A 23,855-nucleotide genomic window follows, 5' to 3' on the forward strand; every position below is an offset into this window, starting at 1 on the left:
CCATGGAATACGAGATACCCCACAAACCGTCGTACGCCCAGTTGAACCTCTCACTCGAACCGGGGGAGTCGGTCCGAGCGGAAGGCGGTGCGATGGTCAGCCACACTGCCGGCATCGACATCGAGACGAAGGCCGAAGGGGGACTCCTGAAGTCACTCTCTCGGTCGGTGCTGGGCGGTGAATCGTTTTTTATGAACACGTTCACCGCCTCACAGGACAGCACGCTTCGTCTCGCACCGGCACTACCGGGCGATATCCAGCACCACGAACTCGACGACGAGACGCTGTTCGTCCAGTCGACGTCGTTCGTCGCCTCGGACCCGGCGATAGACGTCGACACGGAGTTCGGGGGCGGCAAGACGTTCTTCGGTGGCGAAGGCCTGTTCCTGCTGACGCTATCGGGAACCGGGCCCGCGTTCATCTCCAGTTACGGCGCCATCGACGAACTCACCGTCGAACCCGGTGACGCCGTCGTCGTCGACACCGGCCACATCGTGGCGTTCGAGGAATCGCTCGACTTCGACGTTCGGAAGGTCGGCGGCCTCAAGTCGACACTGTTCAGCGGGGAGGGCCTCGTCTGTGAGTTCCGCGGCGAGGGGACCGTCTGGACCCAGACGCGAAGCCCGGACGCCTTCCTCTCGTGGTTGATTCCGAAGTTGCCGACCCCCAGCAGCAGTTAGTAGCGTCGCTATCCGCCGCGTTTGTACGGTCGGTCGTCGAACCGGTATCGAAATGAACGTCGGTAGTCGTCGAGAGTGGGATCTAGCTAACCAACAACCGCGCGAATAGAGGGGGCGCTGTTGGTTAGCTCCGGGAAAGTCACTCCCGCTACACTCGGGTTCGAACCGCAAGTCGACGTTCGACCATCCCAGTGCACTCCCACGTTCGACGACATCTCGAACACATCGATACAGGTGTCACCCCCTCCCCATAATCGGCCGCGCTGGATACACTTCGATAGAGGGGTGTGTATCACTGATTGGCCGGGTAGGCACCCCCCTGCAAGCGCCGTTCTGCGAGTGCGGTTCGTCCCGGTTCGTAGGACGAGAGAGACGTCGAATTGGAGGAGAAGAGGCCATTTAATGCGAGAATACATATCGATAGGGGTGTGTCGGTGGGGTCGACGGGTAGCGCAACCACATCGGCGAGCGCGTGGTTCGATTCGTCGGTGAACACTTCGATAGAGGTGTGTGCGGCGGGCCGAGGGCTACCCCTCGTTTCGTAACTGCGCTTTCACGACAGACGCCACCTCGTCCTGAGACACCATCTCGATTCTGGAGTCCTCGCGAAGCGTCTCCAGAATCGTCGCCGGCGATTCGCCGAACTGGAACTCGAGGAACATCCCCGAACTCGGGCCGTGGCTCCGACGTTCGAAGTCGACGAGCGAGTACGTCGTCAGCTCTTTCATCTTGTTGACGTACGTCTCCTGATGGTACTGGTCGGCGTCAATCGAGTCCGTCAGGAACTGGTAGACCTTGTAGCCGGTCGTACTGCGTGCCGCACCGCTGTTGGACTCCGCCGCGACGGCGGCCGTCGCGTAGAGACAGAGTTTCTTCTGGGTGCTGATTCCGCGGACGACTTCGAGAACCCGGTTCTTCTCGACCTTGTCCTGTGCCTCGCGGACGTGTGCTTCGTTGACGCGTTCGTCGCCCTCCCGTTCGGCCAGTTCGCCGGCGACGCGCATCAGGTCGATGGCCTTCCGGGCGTCGCCGTGAGTCTGTGCCGCGAACGCGGCCGCAAGCGGGATGACGTCGTCGTCGAGGACGTCGTCGTAAAAGGCGTCCTGCCGTCTGCGGAGAATCGCCTGCAACTGGTTCGCGTCGTAGTCCCCGAAGTGGACGTCCTCGGGCGTGAACGAACTGAGCGCCCGACTCCCGACCGACTCCATCATCTTCGTGTCGTTCGATATCGCGACGACGGAGATGAACGTCTCCAGTTCGCCGTCTGCGCCCGCGCGCGAGAGTTGATACAGGAGGCGTGAGAACGCGGGATCTTGCTTGTCCCGCCGACCGACGAGCATATCGAGTTCGTCGAGGACGAACACCAGCGAATCGAAGTTCTCGTCGACGATGCGGAACAGTTCGTCCCACTTCTCCTTGGTCGCTACACCGTGTTTCGGGACCTGTACCTCCACGCCGGCCTCGTCCGCAGCGCGGGAGACGAGTTCGTACACGGCGACGCCAAGCGTGTCCAGATCCTGGCAGTTGACCTCTATCGTCCCGAACCGGATGTCCCGCGGTTCACAGATCTGGCTGATGTTCTTACAGACGGCCTTCGTGATGAGCGACTTGCCCGTTCCCGAGGGGCCATACAGGAAGAGATTCGGGGGCCGGTTGTCGCCGAGTGCGACCCGGAGCATCTTCGTGACCTCCTGTAACTGCTCGTCCCGGCCGACGATACGGTCTTCCTCGACGACGTAGTTCGGGTCGAGCAACGTCCGCTCCCGAATCAACCCCTCCTGTTCGTCGAACTCGAGGAGCATCTCCTCGATAGACTGGGACTCGGACTGGGCTTCGAACTCCGTCTCGGACTCCGTTGTCTGCCCCTCGGTGTCGACGGGAGTCTGGTCGGCGTCGCTTGCAGACGGTGACACTCCCGAGGACTGGCCGTCCCGTGTCACGTCGTCGGCCGAGGACTCCGGCCGATCTCGGGAGTGTTCGGAGTCGTCTGTGTCCATACGTGACCCAAACACGGGTGTACCAAAAGTGTTGGCACCTCCATCGAAGTGTGTTCTACCTGTGGAACGGTTCTATCTCGGATATTCACCGAGTTAGTCAGGCGTGGCTAAGAGAGAGGAGAACGGCTGACGAAGTGTTTCGGACGCCGAAGAGAGATGACAGTAGGGACAGACACACCCCTCTATCGAAGTGTTCGAGCGAGCGGTGGGGAGGGGGGTAGCAAAGCGTAGCCGAGGTAACTCGAGAACAGCGTTGGACGTGGAGAGAGGATCTGTTCGCGGAATTTGCAAGAGAGGGTTCCACACGCCCACTGCCGACGTTTGCTGCCGATTCGGTGTTCCCTTCTTCTTCTAGTCTAGCTAGAACACTAGACACACACACCCCTCTATCGATGTGTTCGAAGTGTTCGAACACTCTTCTACGAACCGGGCTATCGACGCTACGGGCATCGGTCGTCACACTTCGCAAAATCACCCATTTCACCGCTCGAAACGGGTGATATCGGACAACGAAGCACCGCTCGATAGATCTCTCTCTATCTCGACCGCCGTGTCGTCTATCGTACCGACGGATGGAACACATCGATAGAGGGGTGTCTGTCTCACGGTCTCGTTCGAGGCCCGGCGTCACCTCTCGACGGACACCCCCAAGATACACACCCCGTCCGGATGGCGCGAAAACACATCGATAGAGGGGTGTGTACCCGTCTTCGGGACCTACCGAATCCGACCGCTCTCTCACGGGTTGCTGGCCGCGGCAGTGCTGAAACGCGATCCGACGAGGAACCAGTTACTCACATCGGCGTCGGCCACTGGTTTCTCTCGTCTCGACCTCTTCGCACGAAGCGCTGCTGTGGGAACGGCTTCAGGGCCCCGTCGCTTTCGCGTTTCGGCTGCCCATCTCCCCACTCGTGTCCGCTCACGTCCCGTCCATCTATCACTCGTGTCCACTCATCTATCCACTTGCGTCCACTCACGTCCACCCCACCTACCTACTCGCACCTACCCACTCGACAACGGAGAATCGCCACTCGCTGCACCGACACTCCGTTATTTCTCCCTCAAAGTCCCGGCGAAAACGCTATCCTATCCTCGATATTCTTGTTAGAGCCGTTTACTCGAAAAACGGCTCCGACGACGCCTATTTGACCGACGACGAATGCAAACGACCGTCTATCTCGCCCCGTCGAGGAACGGATCACCGATCGACGGAGCGAGTGATAGATATCCATCCGTATTCAGGTAGAGACGACAAAGCGAGAACACGACTACCGACATATTCGCCACGGGTGACAGCGACGTCGTCCCCCGTCTGCTCAGTCGCGACCGGCAACGGTTGGAGACCTGGACTCTCGGCTCACCGTCACCGTTTCTTGAACCGTCCCGGACGTGTACTAACGTCAGAGTATAAGACAGTGGTGTCCGTACACAGAGTCAGCGGTGACCGGAGACACTCAGAATGACGTACACGCTCGAAATCAGTGACGAACTCAGGGAACGACTCGAAAGCCACCTAGAGGAAGACGAATCGCTGGAGGAGTTAATCGAGGAACTGGTCTCGATGTACGAGACAGAGGGGACGTTTCTGCAAGAGGGGTATTCGGAGTAGCGCTCCGCTACGATTCGTAGGTCGCTGTCACGGGCGACCAGTCGTCGGAGACACGGCGGTGACAGCTACGGGGCCGACAGACGCGTCTCCTGCGCTCGGTGAGTCGCCAGCATCCGCTCATACTGGTGGCTGTAAGTTCGTACAGATATTCGCCACCCCGGGGTGGCGAATTACTTCAGTTTGTTACAGCCACCAGTATCAGTCGTCGACGACGGACGACGTACCGTTCACGACGTACCAGCCGGATATTGCGAGCAGCGAACCGAACAACCCGGCGACGACGTCTGCGACCTCGAACGCCCGTCCCGGAACGTAGTTCTGGAGCTGTCCGCTGACGAGACTGAGGAGCGTCGAGACACAGACCGCTAGCACAGCGGCCTCCCGATCGGACCACCGGCCAGCGGCGACTGCGTCGGCAACTACCACCGCGTACGCGCCGTGGCCGACGAGATGCAAGAACTTGTCCGGACCGACCCGCTCCCACTCTGGCCGACGCTCGATCGGGGAGGGAACGAACGCGGCGAGACAGAGCACGAGCGTCGAGACGACAACCAGTGTCCACCGAGAGTCAGCGTACCGAGAGCGCATACTGTATTTCTGTTCCGAATTGGTTTGAACTTACTGGGGGCGGGGCGGGTCTTTGTACCGCTGTTCGGCGTGGCGTTAGTCGTTACTGTGTGGTGAGAATTGGCGGTCTACTCATGAGCGTCCACAACCAAGACATCGGTATGTACGAGAACATCCTCGTCCCGACCGACGGAAGTGACGACGCAGAACGTGGCATCGAACACGCCATGGACCTCGCCGAAGACCACGGTGCCCACCTACACGTCCTGTTCGTCGTCGACGAAACCGTCTACGGAACGACGCCGGCATTCAGTAGCTACGAAGCGTTCCTCGAAGAGATCGCGGACGAAGCCGAAGACCTCGTCGAAGACGTCGTCGAAACAGCCACAGAACGTGGCATCGAATCCACCACGTCCGTGCTTCGCGGACTGCCACACGAGGTGATTCTGGAGTACGCCGACGACCATGACATCGACCTCGTGGTGATGGGAAAGCGGGGCGCGGCAGGCGTCGAAGCGCCCCACATGGGATCGGTCACCGACCGAGTCATCCGGGCGGCGGCGGTGCCGGTCGTTCCGATCTGAGGAACCAGCAGCACTCGCGGTCCGTTCGCGGTAGAACACAGCCGAGAGAGAGCGGTTCAGAACTACGTGCTCGCACCCTGTGTGGTCGAGGCAGCTGTATCGAGCAGTTCCACTACTTCTGACGGCATCGATACCATCGGCCAGTGACCTGTTTCGAGTTCGACGAGGTCCCATCCTCGTTCGTCTACCACACCGCGGATCGTTTCGAGAGTCTCGTCCGGCAGTCCATTCTTGGTACAGAGAACGTACGTCGACGGGAGGACGCTAGCCGCTTGATTTCGAACTTCGACCGACTGTGCGAACGTCTCGACTGGCTGTGGAACCGCCTTCGATCGCAGCCAGCGAGCGTCCGACTCGGAGATTCCGACCCAGCCATCGGGCTCTCGTGGCATGGGCCACCGCCAGCCCGCTCCCTGTTCCTCAGCCTCGGCTTCGACGACCTCCCGATACTCCGGGGGGCCCAGATCGAAGACCGATGTGGCCTCGTCATTCAGCGGCGTCATCGCGTCGAGATACACGACGTGTGTGACCCGCTCCGGCACGCGGTCGATGACCCCCGTCACCACGAGTCCGGCATAACTGTGCCCGACGAGGACCACGTCCGTGAGGTCCTCGTATTCGAGAACGTTCACGACATCCGTGATGTGGGTCTCCAGATCGATATCGGGCCGCGAAAGGTGTTCTCGCTCGCCAAGGCCGGTAAGCGTCAGCGTGTACACGTCGTGGTCCACTGATCGCAATGGATGAGTGACGTACTTCCAACACCAACCACCTAACCACGCACCGTGGACGAGGAGAACGGTCGCCATGGAGCTATTTACGGGCACGATCGGTATAAAGACACTCGGGTTGCGTCCGAGCGTCGGCGATCCTGAATCGCCACCCGTCACGTCCGCGCCCGCCGAGTATCACCTGTGACGTGTGGCGCTGATCTCTGCCCATCGCTATCTCTGCCCATCGCTTAATAAGCACTCTCCCCTAGTCTGTGGCATGTCAACTCTAGGCACGGTGGCCAAAACCGTTCTCAGACGCCGCTACCTTCGCCAAGACGAGAACGGGACAGTCGTCGAGACGCCCGACGAACTGTTCCACCGAGTCGCGCGTGACGTCGCGTCGGCCGAAGAAGCGTTCGGTGGCGACGCCGACGCCGTGGAGGCAGCGTTCTACGACGCGCTCAGCGGCCTCGACTTCCTGCCGAACTCGCCGACGTTGATGAACGCGGGAACTGACATAGAGCAGCTGGCCGCCTGCTTCGTGTTACCGATCGAGGACTCGCTCGACTCGATTTTCACCGCCCTCAAGCAGGCCGCACTCGTCCACCAGAGCGGCGGCGGGACCGGATTCGCCTTCTCGAACCTGCGTCCGCAGGGCGACGTCGTGCTGAAGACGGGCGGTGTGGCCTCCGGTCCCGTGAGTTTCATGCAGATATTCGACAGCGCGACCGAACAGATAAAACAGGGCGGCCGACGGCGCGGCGCTAACATGGCCGTTCTCGACGCGACACATCCTGACATCGAGCGGTTCGTGACCGCGAAGGCCGACGAGGGGACGCTACGGAACTTCAACCTCTCGGTGGGGACCGACGAACCGTTCTGGGAGGCCTACGACTCCGGTGCGCGATACGACCTCGTCAATCCTCGGACGGGGGCGGTCGTCGACCAGATGGACCCGGCCGACGTCCTCGCCCGGATTGCCGAGATGGCCTGGGCCACCGGTGACCCCGGGATGCTGTTTCTCGACACGATCAACGAGCACAACCCGACCCCGGCTCTCGGTCGACTCGAAGCCACGAATCCCTGCGGTGAGGTTCCTTTGCTGCCATACGAAGCCTGTGTGCTCGGGTCGATCAACCTCGCGACCCACACCGCCGACGGCGAGGTCGACTGGGCAAAACTCCGCGAGACAGTCCATCTGGCCGTCCGGTTCCTCGACGATGCTATCGAGCGGTCCGCGTTCCCCGTCAGCGAGACCGAAGCGATCATGAACGCCAACCGCAAGATCGGACTCGGCGTCATGGGGTTTCACGATATGCTCGTCGATCTCCGCATACCGTATGCCACCTCGGACGCCGTCGAATTCGGGCGCGACCTGATGTCGTTCGTCCACGACGAGTCGTGGGCCGCCTCCAGGGACCTCGCGGAAGAACGCGGCCCGTTCCCGAACTGGGCGGACTCGACACGAGAGCGACCGATGCGCAACGCGACGACGACGACTATCGCGCCGACGGGTACGATATCACTCATCGCCGGCTGTTCGGCCAGCATCGAACCGATATACAACGTCGCGTACACGAAGCACGTTCTCGGCGGTCTCGCGGTCGTCAACGACCGCTTCGTCGACATGGCGAAAGAGCGGGGGTTCTACTCGGAGGACGTACTGGAGGCGGTCCACGGCCGGACCTCCATTCAGGACGCCGAGGGGATTCCCGACGACGTGAAACCGCTCTTTCAGACGGCACACGACGTCTCCGGTGCCCACCATCTCCGCGTTCAGGCCGCGTTTCAGGACCACGTCGACAACGCGGTCAGCAAGACGGTGAATCTACCACAGTCTGCGTCTATCGGCGACGTCGAGGACCTGTTTCTCACCGCCCGAGACCTCGGGCTCAAGGGTGTCACCGTCTTCAGGAGCGGTGCCAAGAGCGAACAGGTGCTCGGTGACGACCCACGCAAGGAGCAGTGTGTGGGAGAGTGTTCGTACACCACTCCCCCGAACAGCGATTCGCGGTAGCGTGGACCGACCGCTGATACACGGGACGGCGGGACACGAGCGGAGGCGATGCCATGCTCGGGACACTGTTCCCGACGAGTGAGAACTAGTCGCATGACTTACGCCGTGGACGACCGACGGGTCTACTAGACGGCCATGTTCGATACCATCCTCGTTCCGACCGACGGAAGCGACGTCGCCACTGCCGCGGCGGACGCGGCGATCACCCTCGCAGACAGGTTCGATGCGACGCTCCACGTGATCCACGTCCTCGAACCGTTCGAACTCCCGCCCGACGTCGTAGACGAGGGCGCGGGAGCGCTCGCTCACTCGGGTGAAGCGGCGATAGCAGATGTCGTGGAGACGGCGACGGCGGCGGGCGTCGAGACCACGTCGACGGTCATCGATACGTCCGGCCAGATTCACGAGAACATCATCGCCTACGCCGGCAAACACGACGTCGACTGTATCGTGATGGGGACGTACGGTCGGACGGGGCTGGACCGATTCGTCCTCGGAAGCGTCGCAGAACAGACGCTCCGCGAGTCACCGATACCGGTCCTGACCGTCCACGAGGAGACGAAGATAGGGGCGTTCGACTCGGTGCTGGTTCCGACCGACGGCAGCGACAGTTCACGGGTGGCCGCCGACGACGCAATCGAGTTCGCACTGTCGACGGGGGCGGCACTTCACATCGTCCACGTGGTCGACGTTGGGGTGGTTCCTGACGGTGTCAACGTCGGACAGGTCATGGCGGCGCTGGAAGATGCCGGTGAACAGGCGATAGACGACGTCATCAGCGCCGCCCAGAACGCGGGGGTTTCGACCATCGAAGCCTCCTTGATGACCGGACGGCCACATCGTGCGATTACCGACTACGCGGCCGACAACGAGGTCGCCTGTATCGTGATGGGGACACACGGCCGAACCGGAATCGACCGGTATCTCCTCGGGAGCGTCACCGAGCGCGTGGTCCGACTGAGTGAGGTTCCCGTCCTGACCGTGAAAGGGGAGGACAGCGAGTGAAGCACCAACTCCGACCGCACCGTCGTCCCGGCACTCTCCGGCGGGCAAGAACCGGCGTCACCCGACGACGAGCGGCAAGACGAGGAGTGCTAGGGGCACGAGGACCAGCGACAGCACGAATAACACGAACACCCTCCGGTCGGCGAGGAGGCGGTCGTTGACGTTGCTGATGACACGACTGTAGGTGTCGTAGGCGAGGAGGGCGACGACGGTTGCGATGGTCGCGACGGTGAGGAGTTCGAGTACCACAGCGACGCCGGCCGGTGACGCCAGTGCGACGGCGACCACCAGCGTATCGAACAGCGTTCCGAGGTTCGCACCCAGTACGTACGGGATGAGTTCGTTTCGCTTGACGTAGCCACGGTTGTACAGCGGAACGACGATACCGAGCGAGAACGCGACGCTGGTGGTGATCCCGGTACCGACGAGTCCGATGCCGAAGGCGACCCACGTCCGTTCGAAGTGGCGGAAAACCCGCCGTCGAACCGTCGACGTATCGACGCGCTCTAGCACCGTATCGAAGACTCTGAGGCTGCCGAACAGGAGACCGACGGCGAGAACGAACGCGGGGACGGGACCGAGACGGTTCGTGATAGCGACGGTGACCGGGTCGAATAGGTCGAGCGTCCGGGCCCCGACCGACCACTCGCGGCCGACGCGCCGGAACGAACCGTGGACAGTCGGCAAGAGCACGTATCCCAGCACTGTCACGGGGACGTATATCGAGTGGGTCAGTAGGAACGTCAGCAGGCCCATGCTGACCGACTCTCGAAACGAGTACTCCGCCTTCTGTACGTAATCGAGCGTCCCGATGAAAACGACGACGGCGGCCGAACCGAGCCGTGACCCGGCAACCATCAGGAACAGTTGTGATACCGAGAGGATGTCCGCCGCGAAAAGCGACAGTGACAACGCGGCGACGACCGACCCGTTCGCGAGAGCGTAGGTCCCCAGCCAACCGAGTCCGAGGGCGGAGGCATCGTCGAATATCATCCGGGAAAAGACGTCTCCCAGAAGCGGTGCCGCCGCGTTCGTGGCCGTACCGAGCAACCGGACGGTAAACAGGAAGAGGACGACACTGCCTGTGATTCCGACGAGCAGGACCCGCGTGGGACCGAGTCTGGTGAGTACCCGGGTCAGCAGTGACGTCATGACGCCGGCGTGCTCCCGATGACACAAGCGTCGGCCCGGACGAGAGCAGATTGCGGGTGTCCCGATTTTGTCAGGGGATGTGTTAGCGGGCACTGTCCACCGAAACGCTCAGTCACAGCCGAAGATAAGTCGACCAAATCACATTAACTCTGGCGGTGGACGGTCCGAAAGTCGCGCACCGAGCGCCAGGCGCACCGCGCTCCTGAACGTCGCTCTGTCCCGGCCGGACCGCTCCAGATGGTTGTTGGACACCCGGTGTATCCAACCCCACAGCGGCCACGATGACCGTCTCACCCGCGAGACGACGTCGCCGGTCGGTCTCAGTGTGCCGTCCACCCGCCGTCGATGGGGATGTTCGCGCCGGTGATGTAGGAGGCGTGGTCGCTAGCGAGAAACACCGCCATCGGGGCGATCTCCGCCGGTTGTGCAGGCCGGTTCATCGGCGTCTCCCCCTTGACGTAGTTGTAGAACCGTTCGGTCTCGAGCAGCGGTTTGGTCATCGGGGTCTCGACGAAGCCAGGACAGATACTGTTGACCCGGACCCCGTCGTCCGCGTAGTCGACGGCGACCTGCTGAGTGAAGTTGACGACACCGCCCTTAGCCGCCGAGTACGCCGCAGCGCCTTTCCCGCCGACGAGGCCGTATATCGAGGCGATGTTGACGATACTGCCCTCGGACTCCATCAGGTGCGGGAGGGCCGTCTTCGTCCCGTACATGACGCCATCGAGATCGATGCTGACGACCCGCTCCCACTCGTCGAGTTCCATCTCTGTCACTGTCGACTCGCTCCCGATGCCGGCGTTGTTCACCATCACGTCGAGTCCGCCGAACTCGTCGACGGTCGCCTCGACGAGTGACTCGACCTGCGCGTACTCCGAGACGTCCGTCTGTACGAACCGACAGCCGAGGTCGTCTGCGGCGGCCTCTCCCTCGGACGCCGTCCGGTTCGCGATGACGACGTCCGCGCCGGCGTCGACGTACGCGTCGGCGATAGCCCGTCCGATGCCCGATGACCCGCCCGTGACGATCGCGGTTTTTCCGTCGAGTTCCATGGGTGACTCCGAGTCGAGGATACTACGACCAGCGAGAAAAAGGATGGGCGTAATTCTCACGGGACGACAACGATCGGCCGTGACGACCGATTACGACGCTGTCGGCGTCGTAACGAACTCCGCACTCGAACCGGAACGCGGTCGACTAGCGGCGGTGAGGAAGTGACAACTGCGGCTAGTCGTTACCGACCTCGACATTCGTCCATCTCTCGATCCGAGCAGGTGTAACTGGTCTACGCGAATCCGTCGACGAATCTCGCGAGCGACCGTGTTGCGACGACAGTCATATCTCACGGCCGAAAAACCTCACAACAGTACGTCTGTTAGTGGTCCTTACTCGACGCAGGAGGTTGGTAGGGCCTCTCTGAACGTACTGCCGCGGAGAACGGCAAACCGGTACGAGGTGCTTTCTGTGGCACACCAGCAGAGTCCGATAGGCCCGACGGACGGACTTATCGCCCGCCCGGCTGTCACGGTTCTTCGTGCAGACGCCGGTGCGGAGAAACCAGAACCTACAGGTCGGTGTCGGGCCTCGTTCGACGTATGTCACCGACCGTAGACGAACTCCGGAACGAGATTCGACAGGCAGTGGGACGATACGAACGCATCGAGTCGACGGCGTTCACCAAGGAGGCCCTCGCGGCGATTTGTGAGGCCGTCGGTCACGACGTCGACTCCAACCGACTCCCACCGAAACCGGAGATGCGGGCCGGAATACTGCGGTGTATCGGTGAAACCGAAGATGACGACCCGGCGGTGGCCGAACGCCCCTTCCGAAAGGCGGAACTGACGGCTATCGCTGCGGCCCTCGACTCGGAATGACCCTGGCTGTGGGTGTTATGTACACACTCACGGCCAGCCGTCGGTAGAATAGAACGGCAACCCGGATTTGGACAGGAAATTCGGTGATACGCCTCCAATATGTGCGGATATGAACATTTTGTGTTCTATTCCGATAGCGAAATGTAGTGTCTGCAGACATCTGTGTCTGCGTACTTCGTCCTCTCTCTCTCAAGTAGCGACACACGTGGTGGACGGACCAACGTATGGTTACGTCTGGGTATCGTAGCGACGAGGCCGAATTCGAACTGTGAAGCGAGTGGCCTGCGGTATCGATGCGCCCCTTCGTCGATGCGCCCCTTCGTCGATGCGCCCCTTCGTCGATGTGGTCGTCCCCCCATTGGTTCCGCATCGGCCGGTAGCCGTCCGGCGTCTGCCCTCAATCCCGAACAGATTCGAGAATGAGGCGCTGTTCGACGCGCTTGGCTTCGCGCTGGGCGTCGTGGACGGCGTCGACGTTGACGCTGACGGAGGTGATGCCGGCGTCGACGAGTTCCTGAATCATGCGCGGCTTCGAGGCCGCCTGCCCGCAGATACTCGTCGATACGTCGTACTCTCGGCACGTCTCGATGACGTCGTGGAGCAACCCCATCACCGCCGGGTGGAGTTCGTCGTAGCGGTCCGCGACCGTACCGTTGTTGCGGTCGACGGCGAGCGTGTACTGGGTGAGGTCGTTCGTGCCGAACGAGACGAAATCCAGCCCCGTCTCACAGAGCTCCTCGATGCAGAGCGCGCTCGCAGGTGTCTCGACCATCACGCCCCAGTCGCGCTTCTCGGGGTCGATCCCGACCTCTCGCAGCGACGCCGTCGCTCGGTGGACGTCTTCGGCGTCGGTCACCAGCGGGAGCATCAACTCCAGACTGTCGTACCCCATCTCGTAGAGTTTCTTGAACGCGCGCAACTGGAGTTTGAAGGTCTCTGGCTCTTCTAGCGACCGGCGGATGCCGCGATACCCCAGCATCGGGTTGTGTTCGCTCGGTTCGTCGTCGCCGCCCTCCAGTTGCCGGAACTCGTCGGAGGGGGCATCGAGCGTTCGAACGCGGACGGGCCGTGGATAGAACGCCTCGGCGACGGTCCGCATGGAGTCCGTAAGCGTGTTCACGAACGCCTCTTCGCCGTGGTCGTCGACGTACTGCTGGGGCGTCTTGTTCGTCGACAGCACCATGTGCTCCACCCGGAGCAGACCGACGCCGTCGGCGCCCGTCGCGGCCGCCCGCTCGGCTGCTTCGGGAATCGAGACGTTGACCTTGATGTCCGTCGCCGTCATCGGTTTGGTGTCGCCGGCCGACCCGTCGGGTCGGCCACTCGACGCCGACCGTGGCTCGCCATCGGTCGCAGGCTCCCTGTGTCCGTCGGCGACCACGCCGCGGTCACCGTCGACCGACACCATCTGGTCGTCGGTCAGCGTCGAGGTGGCGTTCTCGGACCCGATGACCGCAGGGACGCCGAGCTCGCGGGAGACGATGGCCGCGTGACTCGTCATCCCGCCCTCGTCCGTGACGAGCGCCCCGGCTCGTTTCATCGCGGGGACCATGTCGGGCGTCGTCATCTCCGTGACGATGATGTCTCCCTGATTGACTTTATCGAGTTGGTCGAGCGTGCCGACGACGCGGGCCGTGCCCGTGACCGTGACCGTGCCGGGACTCGCGCCGAGTCCGTCGACGAGTACGTCGCTGGTCCCGCCACCGTCCGTATCGGCGTGGTCGTTACGAGACTCGTCGGCAGACCCCTCGATAGTCGTTATCGGCCGCGACTGGAGGAGGTAGATACTGCTGTCGCTGGTGGCCCACTCGACGTCCTGTGGCTGGTCGTAGTGGTCCTCGATCAGTTCCCCGAGGGAGTGTAGCTCTGCCAGTTCCGTCTCGTCGAGGACGCGTTCGTCCTGCTTTTCGTCCGGAACCGACCGTTCGACCGTCTCACCGGTCTCGTCGTCGCGGACGTGCATGGTCTTTTTCGTCGCGACGGTCACCGTCTCGATGGACTCCGCCTCGCGATCGTAGGAGTAGTTGTCCGGCGAGACGGCACCGGAGACGACCGCTTCGCCGAGGCCCCACGCGGCTTCGACGGTGATTTCGGGCTCACCGGTCGAGGGATGCCGGGTGAACATGACGCCGGACTTCTCGGCGTCGACCATCCGCTGGACGACGACGGCGATGTCGACGGTCTCGTGGTCGAAGCCCTGTTGGTCGCGGTAGTAGATGGCCCGCTGGGTGAACAGCGACGCCCAGCATCGCTTGATTCGGTCCAGCAGGTCCGCCCGGTCGACGTTGAGGAACGTCTCCTGCTGGCCGGCAAAGGAGGCGTCGGGCAAGTCTTCGGCCGTCGCCGAGGAGCGGACCGCGACGAACGGGTCACCCTCGAAGTCGTCGTAGGCGGCCAGAATCGACGACTCGACGCGCTCGGGGATGTCCGTATCCACGATGAGTTCGCGCGCTCGCTGTTCGGCTGACGCGAGGGCGGCGGAGTCCTCGCTATCGACGTCGACGGCCTCGAACAGGTCGTCCGCGATGCCGGCCTCCTCGATGAAGGCCCGGTACGTCTCGGCGGTGACGACGAATGCGGGTGGCACCGGAAGCCCCGCGTCGCGTAACTCGCCGAGCGAGGCGCCTTTGCCACCGGCGCTATCGACGTCGCTGGTACTAATCGCACTCAACCAAGCTACTGGCATGTACCTACGATACAGACGTACCGGTATATAAATTCCGTGCCGGGCCGCCGTCACACGACCGATGAGTGCGCCGACAGGACAAGGTTCGACCTACCGCTCCGGCCAAGCGTCACCGGTGTCGTCGTGGATGCCGGGCGTGTCGCCGAGGCGCTCGATATCGCACACGGCCTCCTTCGAGACGCGATACCTCGCCAACGCCGGCGTCGCCAGCCCCGAGCGCCACTAGAGTAACAATTGAAACGGTTCACACACCGACCGCACCGCCGTCGTGCGGTCGGGTGTGCATCGATTTTCGATGGCTACTATAGCAGCTCAGACGGTCCGCTACCGATATCTGACACATACGCTCTGGAACCGGAAGCCGGCACTCGGTCGACTACCGTTCGAAGTGTTGGTAGTTCGCAGAGGCCGAACGAATGCGGCCGCGAAGTCACGCATCGACGGGGACGCTGTCGCCGGACAGGAGGGGGAATCGGCACGAACGGTCGGCATACGACCCGACACGATAGACCCACGCCTGTGACGTCAGTCCCCTGTGACGCGGCGGTATCGGCCACAGAAACGACACGCCGCCCGCACCGGCCCACGTCGGCAGCGACCGACCGGTCAGGGTGGCTGTGACCAACTCCTTGCTATACGTTCACGTGCGGCGGTTGTGTTCGCTACTGACGAACGCTGTGGTCGACAGCGTTCCGACGATTCGCTGATAGAGCGACCACCGTCCGCCTTACGGGACCGCGATATCGGACCGCAGACGGCGGATTCGATGGACTGCCTCGGGCCGTCCCACCGGCCGCGACGGTAATAACGCGTGTACGTATGTTATCCTCTCGTGCCGAAGGCGTTCGCACTACGCGAACAGGTGGTTCGAACGGGACCAACCCACAGACGTAGTGACTCCGGGACTTGTGTGGTCGGAGTATTACGATCGCACGGCTCCCGCTCGTATGGGTCGGAGACGCGACCACGTTGTAGACTCCGGAACAGTCGCGTCGACCGGTATCAGCGACGTCGCGGCCCCGCCAAGGCCCGAGTGATGGCCGTACCCGTCACAGATTTAATCCTCGACCGAGAAGGCCAAGACGTGTTCGACCAACAGACACGGCTCGGCTTGGGAACGTACTCTCTCACGGGAGAGACGGGACGAGACACCATCGCGGCGTCACTGGACGTCGGGTACCGGCACCTCGACACCGCCCGACTCTACGAGAACGAACGCGAGGTCGGGGAGGCTATCGCGGACAGCGACGTCGACAGGGACGACCTCTTCGTCGCCACGAAGGTCGCACACTTCGAGGAGCCAGCGAAGACCGAGTCCTACGTCCGTCGCGCCGTCGCGGAGAGCTTCGACCGCCTCGGACTGGAGCGCATCAACCTGCTGTATCACCACTGGCCGCGAAGCCAGGCCGACATCGAGACGGTCCTCCCGGTTCTCGAAGAGTACGTCGAGGACGGCGTCGTCGACCATCTCGGCGTGAGCAACTACACGATAGCGGACATGGAACTCGCTCGGGACCTCGTAGACGTCCCCATCGACGCCTTGCAGGTGGAGATGCACCCACTGCTCCAGCAGGACGAACTCCGTGACTTCCTCTCGGACACCGACACGCAGGTCGTCGCGTACTCGCCGCTGGCACAGGGCGAAGTGTTCGAGGTGGACGCCATCTCGGCGGTCGCGGAGAAACACGGCGTCTCCGAGGCGGTCGTGACCCTCGCTTGGCTTCTCTCGAAGGACGACGTCGCTGCTATCCCGCGGACGAGTTCGGTCGACCACCTCCGGGACAACTTCGAGGCGCTCTCGGTCGACCTCGACGCCGAGGACATCGCGCGCATCGACGACATCGAGCGGACCCATCGCTGTGAAGACCCCGACTGGATGAGTTGGTAGCGCCGTCGACGGAGCCACCCGAACCTATTTACCGTCTCACGCTCCCTGATGGTGTATGGGCGTTGGATACACGACTATCATGTACGACGCGGCGGACATCGACCGAGCGCTCCGTGACATCGCTGCCTGTCAGTACGACGGCGCAGAGATCGGCATTGAAAAGATCAGGACGACGGGGTTCGACACAGTCGGACGGCTACTCGAGGCGAACGACCTCGACCTCTACTGCGTGATGAGCGAGTGGCTCGAAACCGAGGCGGCTGTCGACCGAGTCGTCGACGACGTACCGAGGGTCGCCGACCTCGGCGCCGAGTATCTCGGGCTCTTGCCACCACAGCGTGGGCGACAGGACGACGAGACAGTCCAACAGTGGTTCACCCAGATAACCGAGGCGGCGACCGACGCCGGCGTGACGCCGCTCGTCCACCACCACGGCGCGACCCACGTCGAGAACGCGGCGGAGGTCCGACACTTGCTCGACGCCGTCGACGGCCTCGAACTCCTCTGGGACACCGCCCACTACTACCCCTATGGAGAGAACTTTCCCGACGGTGACGTGACCGACGGTATCGAGCGGTTCGCCGACGACATCGCGTACGTCCACCTCAAGGACGTGGCCCCGCCGACCGGTTTCGCCGACGTTCGTGACAGTCTCACCGAGGGGGACTTCCACCTCGACAACGTCATCAACTACTTCCGTTCGTTCACGGATCTGGGCGAGGGCATCATCGATTTCGCCGGGGTCTACGAGGCGCTGGAGGCGGTCGGCTACGACGGTCACTACACCATCGAGATGGAGAACCAGACCGAAAAGCCGCTCGTCCACGCGATGGAGAACTACGACTACTGGCGACAACTCACCGCTGAGTGAGGCGGCGAGTTCGGTCGTCTCCTCGGACCCGACGGACCAGTCTCATACTGGTGGCTGTAACAAACTGAAGTAATTCGTCACCCCGGGGTGGCGAATATCTGTACGAACTTACAGCCACCAGTATCAGGCTAACTGCATCAGCGTCGCCCCGACGACGATGCTCGTTATGCCGGAGAGAACGCGGGGCGACTGCGGAACTTGTCGTGCGAGAGCATACGAGAGCGCGACGACGACGAGCGGGTAGACGTTCGAGAGCGGGACGACGGTCACGACGGTCCCGATGCGAAGCGCGGAGAACCACGCGAGCCAGTTCCCCGCGACGAAGACGCCCGCGAGGGTGAACGCGACGAGCGCCACTCGGTCGCGGATACCGACCCGACGGCGCGACGCGCTGGAGGCGCCAAACAGCAACACGAACGCGACGAGCCCCGACGTCTGTCCGACAGCGGTCCCGACCAGCGTGTTACCGTAGCCGTTCAGTCCGATCTTCACGAGGACGAACGAACAGCCGAGTAGTAGCATCGCTCCGACGGGGAGAACGAGGTCACGAACGCCGACGCTCGCGAGTTCCTCCACGAGGAGGTCGTCGTGTGACTCGTCTGCGCCCTCTGTGACCTGTAACACGACGCCGCCGCCGACGATACACAGCAGGCCGATACCCGAGACCACAGTGAAGGGCTCACTGAACAGCGGCACGGCGAGTATCGCGGCGATGGCAGGGTTGGCACTGACGATGGCCGCGGAGACGCGCGCGCCAATGCGGTCGATGCTCTGGAAGTACAGCAGTCGGAACGCCGCCGGATTCGCGAGCCCCGCGACGACGAACGGTGCGGCCGTCTCGATCGTCAGCGAACCGAGCGCGGCACCTCGGACGAACAACAGGCCCCAGAAGACGAGGACGCTGACGAGAATACTGATGAAGGCGGCCGCGAGCGCGGGCGACCGGTCGTCGTCGTACTCCCCGCTCGATAGGCCGTACTCGACGCTGATGGCCTGCAGTCCCGAGAAAACCGATGCGAGTAGCGCGAGCGCTGCGCTGAGTTCGACGATCATCGTCGCCGCTGTTCGGTCGGTCCGTCGTGGCTGTCGGTCGGCGTCTCGATGCGTGATCTGTCGCGGCGGTCTGTCTCTGTGCTCATGATTGTCGGAACTGGTGTCGGTACGTCTCTGGCTCACTGTATCAATGTTACTCCTGTGGACGGTCGGTCGACACACCAGCAGTGGCCGGACCGCGGCCACCAGAAAGTATAAACCTCACGACAGAGAACTGCGGACAATGCGATTTGGAATCGTCGGCTGCGGCCTCGTCGCACAGGTCATGCACATCCCCTACCTCGCCGAGCTACAGGCGGCAGAACTCCACGCCTTCGCCGACCCTGCGGAGGATAGAGCGGAGACGCTCGCAGAGCGGTACAACGTCCCGAACGTGTACGCGGGACACGAGGAACTCCTCGCCGACGTCGGTGACGAACTCGACGCCGTCGTCGTCCTCACGCCGTCACACGCACACGCCGATGTCGCCGTCGATACGCTCGGTGCGGACATCCACACGCTGATCGAGAAGCCGATCGCGGCGTCGCTCGAAGACGCAAACAGGATGGTAGAGGCGGCAGAGGCGAGCGATGCGACGGCGATGGTCGCCTACATGAAACGCTACGACCCGTCCTACGAGCGAGCCCAGGAGGTCGTCGGCGAGTTAGACGAGATAGACCTCGTCACCGCCTACGACGTCGACCCCGACCACTTTCGAATCGTCGAGGAGGTGTACGATCTGGTCCCCGGTTCGCCGCCCGAGTCGGTCATCGAGGAGAGCGGCGCCAAACGGCAGGCCGACATCGAGCAGGCCATCGGCACGGACGACGAGATGCTCGTCGACGCCTACGACTTCCAACTCGAACACGTATGTCACGACGTGAACGCGCTCCGAGGGCTGTTCGGCGACGTCGAACGCATCGACCACGTGAACGTGCTGGCCGACGGCCGCTACGCGACGGCACACATGACCTACGAGGACGGCACCGAGTGCATCTTAGAGACCGGGGACTCCGACCGGAAGTGGTTCGAGGAGTTCATCCGCGTCGACTCGCCGGACGGGATGGTCTCCATCGACTTCTCGAACCCGTTCATCAAGAACACGCCGACGGAACTCCGCATCAAACAGGGGCTCGAAGAACTGACAGACACGGTGGAGACGCCATCGTACGAGGAACCGTTCAAGCGAGAACTGGCGTACTTTATCGAGGCCACCGAGGACGAGTCCCCGGTCCGAACGACGTTCGCAGAGGCGCGAGAGGACCTGCGCGTCATCGTCGACCTGTTCCGGACCTATCGCGGGGAGACGCCGCGCACCGACGACTGACGCGGTCGTAGTCCGGTTCTCACTCCCGTCGACGCAGAGAAACCCACGTCTCCTGACTGTGGCTCCGCTCGATGGCGTCGACGACGCGCTGTGCGGCAAGCCCGGCATCGAAACTCGGCTCGTAGCATCCCCCGTCTGCGATAGCCGACAGGAACTCGAAGTTCTCGTGGACGAAGGTGTGCTCCCAGCCGATGATGTGGCCGGTGGGCCACCACGCGTCCATGTACGGGTGATCGTCCTCCGTGACGAGGATGCGGTCGAAGCCGTCGGTCGTCTCGGTGGTCACTTCGAGTTCGTTCAGCCGCTCCATCGAGAACTTGAAGCCGCCCTTCGACCCGTACACCTCGACCGTATTGTCTCCCTTTCGCCCCGTTGCCACCCGGGACCCCTCGAAGACGCCCATCGCACCGTTCTCGAAGGCGGCGAGGGCGGAGTACTCGTCGTCGGTCGTGACCGGTTCCCTCTCACCGTCGCCGGTCGGACGCTCGTGGATGAACGTTTCGAGGTGGCCAGAGACCCGTTCGAGGTCGCCGACGAGGAATCGAGCGAGGTCGATGGTGTGAGCGCCGACGTCGCCGACGGCACCGCTGCCGGCGCTCGCCTCGTCGTTTCGCCACGTCCACTCGTCGTCGGGGTCGGCCTGCCAGCCCTGCAGGTATTGGCCGTGGAACCGACGAATCCGGCCGAACTCGCCGGCGTCGAGCAGCCGCTTCGCGAGTTGTATCGCTGGAAGATAGCGGTAATTGAACGCCACCCCCGCTATCGCGTCGCTCGCTTCGGCCGCGGCCGCCATCTCCCGAGCGCCGTCGAGCGTCGGCGCGAGCGGTTTCTCACAGAAGACGTGGACGTCGTTCTCCAGTGCCCGAACCGTCGGGTCGACGTGGACGTGGTTCGGTCCGAGGTTGTAGAGTACGTCGACGTCGTCGACGGCGTCCGCCCAATCCGTCTCGACTCGGTCGAACCCCAGTCTATCTGCGGCCGACCGGACCGCGCTCTCGGTCCGGCCGACGAGTACCGAGCGGTTCACCTCGGGTGCGTCCGGGAAGAACATCGGCAGGCGGGCGAGCGCGTTCGCGTGGGCCTTCCCCATGAAACTGTAGCCGAGGAAGCCGACGTCGAGCGTCATCAGTGACCTCGCTTGCCGACCGGCGTATCGAACGATGCCGTCCAGTTAGGGTCGTGTCGTTGCATGCCCACTCACCTCGTGTGGTCGACGACCGCAGTGTCGGCTCTCTGTGTGGACTCGTCGGCTGTCGCCGTGACGCGCGGCGCGTCCCGCGTCGCCGCGAGTGCTGGACCGCCCCGCTCGATAGTGCCGACGACGCTTCGTCCGTGGGGATACCGTTCAGTCCTCGGTCCGCCCTCTCGCTCGGGTCGATACGTTCTCGAACTGGTAGCTGCTACCATACGACAGCATTCGACCGAGGCGATGAAAAATCTATGTGCTGTCGCCGACCGCCGCACGAGCGCAGGCGAATGATTATTACTCGGCGGACTGAACTCTCTCCCTGTTCCAATGCAAGCCGTCGCACTCTATCCTGAGGGGCCGGACCTGCGCGTCGTCGAGAAACCGAAACCAGTGCCGGCCGACGACGAAGTGCTCGTACGGACGCTCCACGTCGGTATCGACGGCTCCGACAGGCGAATCGTCGCCGGCGACATCGGCGGCGACCCTCCGGACGGCGACGACCACCTCGTCGTCGGTCACGAGGCCGTCGGCGTCGTCGAGGACCCGACCGGCAGTTCCTTCGAGCGGGGAGACGTCGTCACACCCATGGTCCGCAGGCCGAAAGACCCGCCGTCGCGCTTCGCCGAGAACGAGGAACTGGACATGGCGCCGCCCGGAACGTTCCACGAGTGCGGAATCACGGGCGCACACGGATTCATGGCGGAGTACTTCACCGTCGAACCGGAATATCTCGTCTCCGTGCCGGACGACCGCGCCGACTACGGCTTCTTCGTCGAACCGGCCAGCATCGCAGAGAAAGCGCTCGATCAGGCGTTCACGGCTCGCTCGGGGTTCGACTGGCGACCGGAGAGCGCGTTCGTCCTCGGCAACGGCAACCTCGGGTTGCTGGCGCTCGCTCGCTTCTCGACGGGCGACGAGTTCGATCGGACGTACTGTCTCGGTCGGCGTGACCGGCCCGACCCGACCATCGAGTTCGTCGAATCGGTCGGCGGGACGTACGTCGACTCGCGGGAGACCGAACTGAGTGAGTTTCCCGCTGTCTACGAACCGGCGGACTTCGTCTTCGAGACGACCGGCTATCCACAGCACTCTATCGAGGCAGTGAGCGCGCTGGGTCCCAACGGCATCGTGACCCTACAGGGGATACCGGGCGATAGCACGTTCGAGGTAGAAGGTGGCGGCTTCCACTCGGACCTCGTCGTCAACAACAAGGGCGTCCTCGGCGTCGTGAACTCGCGCCGACCTCACTTCGAGGCTGCGGTCGAGTGGTTACAGGCGGTGCCTACGTCGCTCCTCGACGGCCTCGTCAGCGGCGTGTACGCCGTCGACGGAGTCGAGGACGCACTGAGCGATACGGACGAGACGATAAAGACGGTCGTCTCCTTCGAGAAGTGACGGACTCTGTCGCGAGCGGACGGGACGAGCGGTAGTCGAAGCGCTTGAGTCTATGACTTCGACCCCGCCGACGAGGAAGCACGCGTCGTCGCAACCATCTCTTCGGGGTCGCCGATTCGGTCGCCCGTATCGGGATCGAAGCCGTGGACGAGTTCGTCCTCCAGCGTGAGCCACACTGTATCGCCACGCGTCGTATCGATGGTACTCGGCGCAACGATGGTCAGGCTCACGTCGCCAGCGGCCACTTCGACTATCTGTTCGTCACCTTGTGGTTCGGTCACTTCGACCTCGGCCTCGACAGCGTTGGCAGTCTCGTCCGTGTGGATGGTGAAGTACTGCGGGCGGACGCCGAGCGTCATCTCGTCGGTGCCGCTGTATCGCTTCGTGACGGCGTCGTCGAGCGTCACGTCGAAGGCCGCCGGCGCGTCGACGGCCTGAATCTGGCCCTCCGAATGCGTGACCTCGATGAAGTTCATCGAGGGCGACCCGATGAACCCCGCAACGAACCGGTTCACCGGCTGGTGGTACACTTCGTCGGGGCTCCCGATCTGTTGGATGTTCCCCTGGTCCATCACGACGAGTTTGTCACCGAGCGACATCGCCTCCTCCTGATCGTGGGTGACGTACAGCGTCGTGATGTCCATCTCCCGCTGGAGCACCTTGATTCGACTGCGCATGCTGATCTTCAGCTTCGCGTCGAGGTTCGCCAGTGGCTCGTCCATCAGGAACACCGCCGGGCGGCGGATGATGGCCCGACCCAGCGCGACGCGCTGTTGTTGCCCACCGCTCAGGTTGGCGATGTCCCGATCGAGCAGTTCCGGAATCTCCAGCGTCTCCGCGACCTGTTCGATGCGATTCTCGCGTTCTTCTTTGTCGACGTCGGCGACTTTCAGCGGGTAGCCGATGTTCTCTCGGACGGTCATGTGCGGGTACAGCGCGAAGTTCTGGAACACCATCGCGATGTTCCGGTTCTTCGGGTGGACGTTGGTCACGTCGTGGCCGTCGAGCGTGATCGTTCCCGAGGTGGGTTCGGTGAGCCCTGCGAGACACCGGAGCGTGGTCGTCTTGCCGCACCCGCTCGGGCCGAGCAGAATCGTGAACTCGCCGTCGTCGACCTCGAGGTCGATGTCCTCGATCGCTATCGTTTCGCCGTACGCCTTCTTGACTGAATCGTATTCGACAGTTACCATTGCTTGTCAACCTCCGTTGTCGCAGTGACTCGGTTCGGTGCCGACCGTCCGGCACGCCCGCTCACCTGTAGACGGCAGT

General features: G+C 62.9%; 20 protein-coding genes. 10 read left to right on the forward strand and 10 right to left on the reverse strand.

The annotated features are described in order from the left end of the window. Window positions 1-2: 2 nt before the first annotated feature. Window positions 3-680, forward strand: a complete 678-nt coding sequence (locus tag NDI85_RS17175) for a TIGR00266 family protein (protein WP_310916458.1) — start codon at window positions 3-5, stop codon at window positions 678-680. A 527-nt stretch (window positions 681-1,207) separates the two neighbouring features. On the opposite strand, the gene NDI85_RS17180 is transcribed toward NDI85_RS17175, so the two are convergent. After that, a complete protein-coding gene (locus NDI85_RS17180; protein WP_229783130.1) occupies window positions 1,208-2,482 on the reverse strand; it encodes an orc1/cdc6 family replication initiation protein in 1,275 nt (424 codons plus the stop codon). A gap of 1,654 nt (window positions 2,483-4,136) precedes the next feature. On the opposite strand from NDI85_RS17180, the gene NDI85_RS17185 reads away from it, so the two are divergent. Further along, the gene (locus tag NDI85_RS17185; protein WP_166973553.1) at window positions 4,137-4,286 is read left to right on the forward strand and encodes a hypothetical protein; all 150 of its coding nucleotides are present in this window, start codon (window positions 4,137-4,139) and stop codon (window positions 4,284-4,286) included. Between the two features lie 198 nt (window positions 4,287-4,484). Here NDI85_RS17185 and NDI85_RS17190 read toward each other — a convergent pair whose 3' ends face one another. Beyond that, window positions 4,485-4,874 (reverse strand): VanZ family protein, encoded by a 390-nt coding sequence (locus NDI85_RS17190; RefSeq protein ID WP_310916459.1) that lies wholly within the window; start codon window positions 4,872-4,874, stop codon window positions 4,485-4,487. A 113-nt stretch (window positions 4,875-4,987) separates the two neighbouring features. Between NDI85_RS17190 and NDI85_RS17195 the strand changes: the two genes are divergently transcribed. Further along, window positions 4,988-5,437 (forward strand): universal stress protein, encoded by a 450-nt coding sequence (locus NDI85_RS17195; protein ID WP_310916460.1) that lies wholly within the window; start codon window positions 4,988-4,990, stop codon window positions 5,435-5,437. Window positions 5,438-5,499: 62 nt separating this feature from the next. Here the strand turns inward: NDI85_RS17195 and NDI85_RS17200 are convergent, their stop codons facing one another. After that, a complete protein-coding gene (locus tag NDI85_RS17200; protein ID WP_310916461.1) occupies window positions 5,500-6,246 on the reverse strand; it encodes an alpha/beta hydrolase in 747 nt (248 codons plus the stop codon). A 181-nt stretch (window positions 6,247-6,427) separates the two neighbouring features. Between NDI85_RS17200 and NDI85_RS17205 the strand changes: the two genes are divergently transcribed. Beyond that, window positions 6,428-8,167, forward strand: a complete 1,740-nt coding sequence (locus tag NDI85_RS17205; RefSeq protein ID WP_310916462.1) for an adenosylcobalamin-dependent ribonucleoside-diphosphate reductase — start codon at window positions 6,428-6,430, stop codon at window positions 8,165-8,167. A gap of 135 nt (window positions 8,168-8,302) precedes the next feature. Beyond that, window positions 8,303-9,172 carry a universal stress protein gene (locus tag NDI85_RS17210; RefSeq protein WP_188997127.1) on the forward strand — a complete coding sequence of 290 codons (870 nt, stop codon included), beginning with the start codon at window positions 8,303-8,305 and terminating at the stop codon, window positions 9,170-9,172. A gap of 57 nt (window positions 9,173-9,229) precedes the next feature. On the opposite strand, the gene NDI85_RS17215 is transcribed toward NDI85_RS17210, so the two are convergent. Both NDI85_RS17215 and NDI85_RS17220 read right to left on the reverse strand, forming a co-directional pair. Beyond that, window positions 9,230-10,324: a sodium:phosphate symporter gene (locus NDI85_RS17215; protein ID WP_310916463.1), complete on the reverse strand. Its 1,095-nt coding sequence runs from the start codon at window positions 10,322-10,324 to the stop codon at window positions 9,230-9,232. Between the two features lie 320 nt (window positions 10,325-10,644). Next, a complete protein-coding gene (locus NDI85_RS17220) occupies window positions 10,645-11,376 on the reverse strand; it encodes an SDR family NAD(P)-dependent oxidoreductase (protein WP_188997131.1) in 732 nt (243 codons plus the stop codon). 543 nt (window positions 11,377-11,919) lie between these two features. On the opposite strand from NDI85_RS17220, the gene NDI85_RS17225 reads away from it, so the two are divergent. Further along, complete coding sequence (locus NDI85_RS17225) at window positions 11,920-12,198, forward strand: hypothetical protein (RefSeq protein ID WP_188997133.1); 279 nt, start codon at window positions 11,920-11,922, stop codon at window positions 12,196-12,198. A 397-nt stretch (window positions 12,199-12,595) separates the two neighbouring features. Here NDI85_RS17225 and ppsA read toward each other — a convergent pair whose 3' ends face one another. Next, window positions 12,596-14,884: a phosphoenolpyruvate synthase gene (ppsA, locus tag NDI85_RS17230; RefSeq protein ID WP_310916464.1), complete on the reverse strand. Its 2,289-nt coding sequence runs from the start codon at window positions 14,882-14,884 to the stop codon at window positions 12,596-12,598. A gap of 1,036 nt (window positions 14,885-15,920) precedes the next feature. Between ppsA and NDI85_RS17235 the strand changes: the two genes are divergently transcribed. Continuing rightward, window positions 15,921-16,772: an aldo/keto reductase gene (locus NDI85_RS17235; protein ID WP_310916465.1), complete on the forward strand. Its 852-nt coding sequence runs from the start codon at window positions 15,921-15,923 to the stop codon at window positions 16,770-16,772. 55 nt (window positions 16,773-16,827) lie between these two features. Then, window positions 16,828-17,643 carry a sugar phosphate isomerase/epimerase gene (locus NDI85_RS17240; protein WP_310916466.1) on the forward strand — a complete coding sequence of 272 codons (816 nt, stop codon included), beginning with the start codon at window positions 16,828-16,830 and terminating at the stop codon, window positions 17,641-17,643. Between the two features lie 123 nt (window positions 17,644-17,766). Here the strand turns inward: NDI85_RS17240 and NDI85_RS17245 are convergent, their stop codons facing one another. Next, window positions 17,767-18,696, reverse strand: a complete 930-nt coding sequence (locus NDI85_RS17245) for an EamA family transporter (RefSeq protein WP_188997141.1) — start codon at window positions 18,694-18,696, stop codon at window positions 17,767-17,769. A gap of 223 nt (window positions 18,697-18,919) precedes the next feature. Between NDI85_RS17245 and NDI85_RS17250 the strand changes: the two genes are divergently transcribed. Beyond that, entirely contained in the window at window positions 18,920-20,002 is a 1,083-nt protein-coding gene (locus NDI85_RS17250; RefSeq protein WP_188997143.1) for a Gfo/Idh/MocA family protein, read from the forward strand. A 19-nt stretch (window positions 20,003-20,021) separates the two neighbouring features. Here NDI85_RS17250 and NDI85_RS17255 read toward each other — a convergent pair whose 3' ends face one another. Together NDI85_RS17255 and NDI85_RS17260 are read right to left on the reverse strand one after the other, a co-directional pair. Continuing rightward, on the reverse strand, window positions 20,022-21,128 hold the full coding sequence (locus NDI85_RS17255; RefSeq protein ID WP_188997145.1) for a Gfo/Idh/MocA family protein: 1,107 nt from the start codon (window positions 21,126-21,128) through the stop codon (window positions 20,022-20,024). Window positions 21,129-21,199: 71 nt separating this feature from the next. Continuing rightward, window positions 21,200-21,409, reverse strand: a complete 210-nt coding sequence (locus NDI85_RS17260) for a hypothetical protein (RefSeq protein ID WP_188997147.1) — start codon at window positions 21,407-21,409, stop codon at window positions 21,200-21,202. A gap of 109 nt (window positions 21,410-21,518) precedes the next feature. Between NDI85_RS17260 and NDI85_RS17265 the strand changes: the two genes are divergently transcribed. Then, the gene (locus NDI85_RS17265) at window positions 21,519-22,586 is read left to right on the forward strand and encodes a glucose 1-dehydrogenase (RefSeq protein WP_188997149.1); all 1,068 of its coding nucleotides are present in this window, start codon (window positions 21,519-21,521) and stop codon (window positions 22,584-22,586) included. Between the two features lie 50 nt (window positions 22,587-22,636). Here the strand turns inward: NDI85_RS17265 and NDI85_RS17270 are convergent, their stop codons facing one another. Beyond that, window positions 22,637-23,776, reverse strand: coding sequence for an ABC transporter ATP-binding protein (locus NDI85_RS17270; RefSeq protein WP_188997151.1), 1,140 nt, complete (start codon window positions 23,774-23,776; stop codon window positions 22,637-22,639). Window positions 23,777-23,855 lie beyond the last annotated feature (79 nt).

Origin of the sequence: Haloarcula sp. S1AR25-4, assembly GCF_031624555.1 — an archaeon.
In the GTDB taxonomy this organism is placed as follows: domain Archaea; phylum Halobacteriota; class Halobacteria; order Halobacteriales; family Haloarculaceae; genus Haloarcula; species Haloarcula pellucida.

Bases quoted from the DNA above. Each gene is read 5' to 3' on its own strand.
- NDI85_RS17175 (WP_310916458.1), top strand. From the start codon at position 3: ATGGAATACGAGATACCCCACAAACCGTCGTACGCCCAGTTGAACCTC.
- NDI85_RS17180 (WP_229783130.1), bottom strand. From the start codon at position 2,482: ATGCTCCTCGAGTTCGACGAACAGGAGGGGTTGATTCGGGAGCGGACG.
- NDI85_RS17185 (WP_166973553.1), top strand. From the start codon at position 4,137: ATGACGTACACGCTCGAAATCAGTGACGAACTCAGGGAACGACTCGAA.
- NDI85_RS17190 (WP_310916459.1), bottom strand. From the start codon at position 4,874: ATGCGCTCTCGGTACGCTGACTCTCGGTGGACACTGGTTGTCGTCTCG.
- NDI85_RS17195 (WP_310916460.1), top strand. From the start codon at position 4,988: ATGAGCGTCCACAACCAAGACATCGGTATGTACGAGAACATCCTCGTC.
- NDI85_RS17200 (WP_310916461.1), bottom strand. From the start codon at position 6,246: ATGGCGACCGTTCTCCTCGTCCACGGTGCGTGGTTAGGTGGTTGGTGT.
- NDI85_RS17205 (WP_310916462.1), top strand. From the start codon at position 6,428: ATGTCAACTCTAGGCACGGTGGCCAAAACCGTTCTCAGACGCCGCTAC.
- NDI85_RS17210 (WP_188997127.1), top strand. From the start codon at position 8,303: ATGTTCGATACCATCCTCGTTCCGACCGACGGAAGCGACGTCGCCACT.
- NDI85_RS17215 (WP_310916463.1), bottom strand. From the start codon at position 10,324: ATGACGTCACTGCTGACCCGGGTACTCACCAGACTCGGTCCCACGCGG.
- NDI85_RS17220 (WP_188997131.1), bottom strand. From the start codon at position 11,376: ATGGAACTCGACGGAAAAACCGCGATCGTCACGGGCGGGTCATCGGGC.
- NDI85_RS17225 (WP_188997133.1), top strand. From the start codon at position 11,920: ATGTCACCGACCGTAGACGAACTCCGGAACGAGATTCGACAGGCAGTG.
- ppsA (WP_310916464.1), bottom strand. From the start codon at position 14,884: ATGCCAGTAGCTTGGTTGAGTGCGATTAGTACCAGCGACGTCGATAGC.
- NDI85_RS17235 (WP_310916465.1), top strand. From the start codon at position 15,921: ATGGCCGTACCCGTCACAGATTTAATCCTCGACCGAGAAGGCCAAGAC.
- NDI85_RS17240 (WP_310916466.1), top strand. From the start codon at position 16,828: ATGGGCGTTGGATACACGACTATCATGTACGACGCGGCGGACATCGAC.
- NDI85_RS17245 (WP_188997141.1), bottom strand. From the start codon at position 18,696: ATGATCGTCGAACTCAGCGCAGCGCTCGCGCTACTCGCATCGGTTTTC.
- NDI85_RS17250 (WP_188997143.1), top strand. From the start codon at position 18,920: ATGCGATTTGGAATCGTCGGCTGCGGCCTCGTCGCACAGGTCATGCAC.
- NDI85_RS17255 (WP_188997145.1), bottom strand. From the start codon at position 21,128: ATGACGCTCGACGTCGGCTTCCTCGGCTACAGTTTCATGGGGAAGGCC.
- NDI85_RS17260 (WP_188997147.1), bottom strand. From the start codon at position 21,409: ATGGTAGCAGCTACCAGTTCGAGAACGTATCGACCCGAGCGAGAGGGC.
- NDI85_RS17265 (WP_188997149.1), top strand. From the start codon at position 21,519: ATGCAAGCCGTCGCACTCTATCCTGAGGGGCCGGACCTGCGCGTCGTC.
- NDI85_RS17270 (WP_188997151.1), bottom strand. From the start codon at position 23,776: ATGGTAACTGTCGAATACGATTCAGTCAAGAAGGCGTACGGCGAAACG.